General features: G+C 72.5%; 4 protein-coding genes. All 4 read left to right on the forward strand.

What is annotated here, in order from left to right:
- On the forward strand, positions 1 to 1,446 hold a 1,446-nt coding region (locus tag AOK11_RS34800; RefSeq protein ID WP_055597649.1), incomplete at its 5' end, for a sugar ABC transporter ATP-binding protein.
- Positions 1,436 to 3,391: an ABC transporter permease/substrate-binding protein gene (locus AOK11_RS34805; RefSeq protein WP_055597650.1), complete on the forward strand. Its 1,956-nt coding sequence runs from the start codon at positions 1,436 to 1,438 to the stop codon at positions 3,389 to 3,391. The genes AOK11_RS34800 and AOK11_RS34805, both read left to right, overlap by 11 nt.
- 76 nt (positions 3,392 to 3,467) lie before the next feature.
- Positions 3,468 to 4,370 carry a ribokinase gene (locus tag AOK11_RS34810; protein ID WP_055597651.1) on the forward strand — a complete coding sequence of 301 codons (903 nt, stop codon included), beginning with the start codon at positions 3,468 to 3,470 and terminating at the stop codon, positions 4,368 to 4,370.
- The gene (gene rbsD, locus AOK11_RS34815; protein ID WP_055597652.1) at positions 4,367 to 4,756 is read left to right on the forward strand and encodes a D-ribose pyranase; all 390 of its coding nucleotides are present in this window, start codon (positions 4,367 to 4,369) and stop codon (positions 4,754 to 4,756) included. The genes AOK11_RS34810 and rbsD overlap by 4 nt, the downstream gene beginning before the upstream one ends.
- The last annotated feature ends 114 nt before the right edge of the window (positions 4,757 to 4,870 follow it).

Raw genomic sequence — 4,870 nt, forward strand, 5'->3', positions numbered from 1 at the left:
AACGGCGCGGGCAAGAGCACCCTCATCAAGATGCTGTCCGGCGCCTACACCCCCGACGAGGGCCGCATCCTGGTCGGCGGCGAGGAGGTGCGCATCCACGGTGCGCAGGACTCCGAGCGCCTCGGGATCGCCACCATCTACCAGGAGTTCAACCTCGTACCCGATCTGACGGTCGCCGAGAACATCTTCCTGGGGCGGCAGCCGCGCCGCTTCGGGATGATCGACCGCAAGCGGATGGAGGCCGACGCCGCCGTCCTCCTGGAGCGGGTCGGCGTCAACGTGTCGCCCTCCGCGCGGGTCCGCGAACTCGGCATCGCACGCCTGCAGATGGTCGAGATCGCCAAGGCGCTGAGCCTGGACACGCGCGTGCTGATCATGGACGAGCCGACCGCCGTGCTGACCTCCGAGGAGGTCGACAAGCTCTTCTCCATCGTGCGCAGGCTGCGCGAGGACGGCGTGGGCATCGTGTTCATCACGCACCACCTGGAGGAGATCGCCGCCCTCGGCGACCGGGTCACGGTCATCCGGGACGGCCGGAGCGTCGGCCGGGTCCCGGCCACCACGCCCGAGGACGAACTCGTCCGCCTGATGGTGGGCCGGTCCATCGAGCAGCAGTACCCGCGCCGGCGGCCCGAGGCCGGGGACACCCTGCTCCGGGTCGAGGGGCTCACCCGCGACGGTGTCTTCCACGACGTGAGCTTCCGGGTGCACGCCGGTGAGGTCGTCGGCATCGCCGGGCTGGTGGGCGCCGGCCGGACCGAGGTCGTCCGCGCGGTGTTCGGCGCCGACCCGTACGACAGCGGGACCGTGACGGTCTCGGGCAGCGCGCTGCGCGCGCACGACGTCAACGCGGCGATGACGGCCGGGATGGGGCTGGTCCCCGAGGACCGCAAGGGCCAGGGTCTCGTCCTGGACGCCTCGGTGGAGGAGAACCTGGGCCTGGTGACGCTGCGTTCGGCCACCCGCGCGGGCCTCGTCGACCTCAAGGGCCAGCACACCGCGGCGGCCCGGATCGCCGAGCAGCTCGGGGTGCGGATGGCGGGCCTCGGCCAGCACGTGCGCACCCTCTCCGGCGGCAACCAGCAGAAGGTCGTCATCGGCAAGTGGCTGCTCGCCGACACCAAGGTGCTGATCCTCGACGAGCCGACGCGCGGGATCGACGTCGGCGCCAAGGTCGAGATCTACCAGCTGATCAACGAACTCACCGCGGCCGGCGCCGCCGTACTGATGATCTCCAGCGATCTGCCCGAGGTGCTCGGCATGAGCGACCGGGTGCTGGTGATGGCCCAGGGCCGCATCGCGGGCGAACTGCCGGCCGAGGACGCCACGCAGGACGCCGTGATGGCCCTCGCGGTCGGCACCGGCACGGACAGCGGCGCGGACACCGGCGGCAAGAACGACGGCACCACCGACCAGACCGACAAGGAGGCCCCCCGTGGCCACTGACACGCTCAAGAGCACGGGGGGCAAGGGCGCCTCCTCGGGCGGCCTGCGCCGCCTCCTGCTCGACAACGGGGCGCTCACCGCGCTCATCGTCCTCGTCATCGCGATGTCGGCGCTGTCCGGCGACTTCCTGACGGCCGACAACCTGCTCAACATCGGTGTGCAGGCGGCGGTCGTCGCGATCCTCGCCTTCGGCGTCACCTTCGTGATCGTCTCCGCGGGCATCGACCTGTCGGTCGGTTCGGTCGCCGCCCTGTCGGCCACCGTCCTCGCCTGGAGCGCCACCTCCGAGGGCGTCCCGGTGCCCTTGGCGGTCCTGCTGGCCATCGCCACCGGCACCGCGTGCGGCCTGGTCAACGGCATCCTGGTGTCGTACGGCAGGCTGCCGTCGTTCATCGCGACGCTCGCCATGCTGTCGGTGGCCCGCGGTCTGTCCCTGGTGATCTCCCAGGGCTCCCCGATCCCGTTCCCCGACTCCGTCTCGCACCTCGGCGACACCCTCGGCGGCTGGCTGCCGGTGCCGGTGCTCGTGATGATCGTCATGGGGCTGATCACGGCGTTCATCCTCGGCCGTACGTACATCGGCCGTTCCATGTACGCCATCGGCGGCAACGAGGAGGCGGCCCGGCTGTCCGGGCTGCGGGTGAAGAAGCAGAAGCTCGCCATCTACGCGCTGTCCGGCCTGTTCGCCGCCGCCGCGGGCATCGTGCTCGCCTCCCGGCTGTCCTCCGCGCAGCCGCAGGCCGCGCAGGGCTACGAACTCGACGCGATCGCCGCCGTCGTCATCGGCGGCGCCTCCCTCGCGGGCGGCACCGGCAAGGCGTCCGGGACGCTGATCGGCGCGCTGATCCTGGCGGTGCTGCGCAACGGCCTCAACCTCCTGTCGGTGTCCGCGTTCTGGCAGCAGGTCGTGATCGGCGTGGTCATCGCGCTGGCCGTGCTCCTGGACACGCTGCGCCGCAAGGCGGGGGCGACCCCGACCGCGTCCGGCGCGCCGGGCGGGGGCGGCCGGAAGAAGCAGGCGGCGACCTATCTGCTCGCCGCGGTGGTCGCGGCGGCGGTCGTCGGCGCGCTGTCCTTCCTGCACAACGGCTCCGCGGAGAAGGAGGAGCGGAAGGTCGGTCTGTCCCTGTCCACCCTCAACAACCCGTTCTTCGTGCAGATCAGGGACGGCGCGGAGGCGGAGGCGAAGAGCCGGGGCCTGGACCTGACCGTCACCGACGCGCAGAACGACGCCTCCCAGCAGGCCAACCAGCTGCAGAACTTCACCAGCGGCGGCCTCGACGCGATCGTCGTCAACCCGGTGGACTCGGACGCGGCGGGACCCGCGGTGCGCTCCGCCAACGAGTCGGACATCCCGGTCGTCGCCGTGGACCGCGGCGTCAACAAGGCCGAGACGTCCACGCTGGTCGCCTCCGACAACGTGGCCGGCGGCCGGCAGGGCGCCAAGGCGCTCGCCGAGAAGCTCGGCGGGAAGGGCACGATCGTGATCCTCCAGGGCCAGGCGGGCACCTCCGCCAGCCGGGAGCGCGGCTCCGGCTTCGCCGAGGGGCTGAAGGAGTACCCGGGCGTCAAGGTCGTCGCCAAGCAGCCCGCGGACTTCGACCGCACCAAGGGCCTCGACGTGATGACCAACCTGCTCCAGGCCCACCCCGGCATCGACGGGGTGTTCGCCGAGAACGACGAGATGGCGCTCGGCGCGATCAAGGCACTCGGTTCCAAGGCCGGAAAGTCGGTCCAGGTCGTCGGCTTCGACGGCACGCCGGACGGCCTCGAGGCGGTCGAGCAGGGCACGCTGTACGCGTCGGTCGCACAGCAGCCGCGCGAACTGGGCAGGATCGCGGTGGACAACGCGCTGCGCGCCGCCGAGGGCAAGAAGATCGACGAGACGGTGATGGTTCCGGTGAAGGTGGTCACGAAGGAGAACGTGGCCGAGTTCAGCGGCTGACACCGACGCTCACGACCGGGGGCGGGCGGTCACCACGACCGCCCGTCCCCGAAGCGACCATGTAGGGAGCCTTTCCATGTACGACTACGACCTGCTGGTCGTGGGGTCGGCCAACGCCGACCTGGTGATCGGCGTCGAGCGCCGGCCGGACGCCGGGGAGACGGTGCTCGGCTCCGACCTGGTCGTCCACCCGGGCGGCAAGGGCGCGAACCAGGCGGTCGCCGCCGCCCGGCTCGGCGCCCGGACGGCCCTGCTGGCCCGGGTCGGCGACGACGCGCACGGGCGGCTGCTGCTGGACTCGCAGCGGGCGGCCGGGGTCGACACGGCGGGCGTGCTGGTGGGCGGGGCGCCGACCGGCGTCGCGCTGATCACGGTGGACCCGTCCGGGGACAACAGCATCGTCGTCTCGCCGGGCGCCAACGGCCGGCTGACGCCCGATGACGTACGCGCCGCCGGAAGCCTCCTGCAGGCCGCGAGGGTGGTCTCCGCCCAGCTGGAGATCCCGCTGGAGACGGTGGGGGAGGTGGTGCGCTCGCTGGCGCCGGACAGCAGGCTCGTGCTGAACCCGTCGCCGCCGCGGCCGCTGCCGGACGAGGTGCTGGCGGCCTGCGACCCGCTGATCCTCAACGAGCACGAGGCGAAGGTGATCCTCGGCGAGGCGTATGCCGGCGAGAAGCCCGAGGACTGGGCGCGGCTGCTGCTCGCGAAGGGCCCCCGTTCGGTGGTGGTGACGCTGGGCGGCGAGGGCGCGCTGGTGGCCTCGTCCGAGGGGGTTTCCCGTATCCCCGCCGTGAAGGTGCGTGCCGTGGACACCACGGGTGCGGGCGACTCGTTCACCGCCGCGCTGGCCTGGCGGCTGGGTCTCGGCGAGTCCCTGTCCGACGCGGCGGCGTACGCGGCCCGGGTGGGGGCGGCCACGGCCACCAGGGAGGGCGCCCAGGTGTCCTTCCCGACGGCTCAGGAGGTCGCGGCGCTGTGAGGAAGGGCGGAATACTGAACCGGCACCTCGGCGGCGCGCTGGCCGAACTGGGCCACACGGACCGGGTGCTGGTGTGCGACGCGGGCATGCCGATACCGGACGGGCCGCGCGTGGTGGACCTGGCCTTCCGCGCCGGGGTGCCGTCCTTCGCGGAGGTCCTGGAGGGGCTGCTGGCCGAGCTGGTGATCGAGGGCGCGACGGCCGCCACCGAGATCCGGCAGGCCAACCCGGCCGCCGCGGACCTGCTGGCGGGCCACTTCCCCGCCCTCGACCTGGTCCCGCACGAACGGCTCAAGGAACTGACCGTCGGCGCCCGGCTCGTCGTCCGCACCGGGGAGGCCCGGCCGTACGCGAACGTGCTGCTGCGGTGCGGGGTGTTCTTCTGAGAGCCGGACGCTCTCCGGGAGCGGAGTGCTCTTCCAAAAGCGGGCCCTGCCGTGCGCGGGGAAACTTCGAGGGGGCCCGGCACGTGGCCGGGCCGTCCCACCAGACGTGGTAGG

Source organism: Streptomyces hirsutus (assembly GCF_001418415.1).
Lineage (GTDB): Bacteria > Actinomycetota > Actinomycetes > Streptomycetales > Streptomycetaceae > Streptomyces > Streptomyces hirsutus.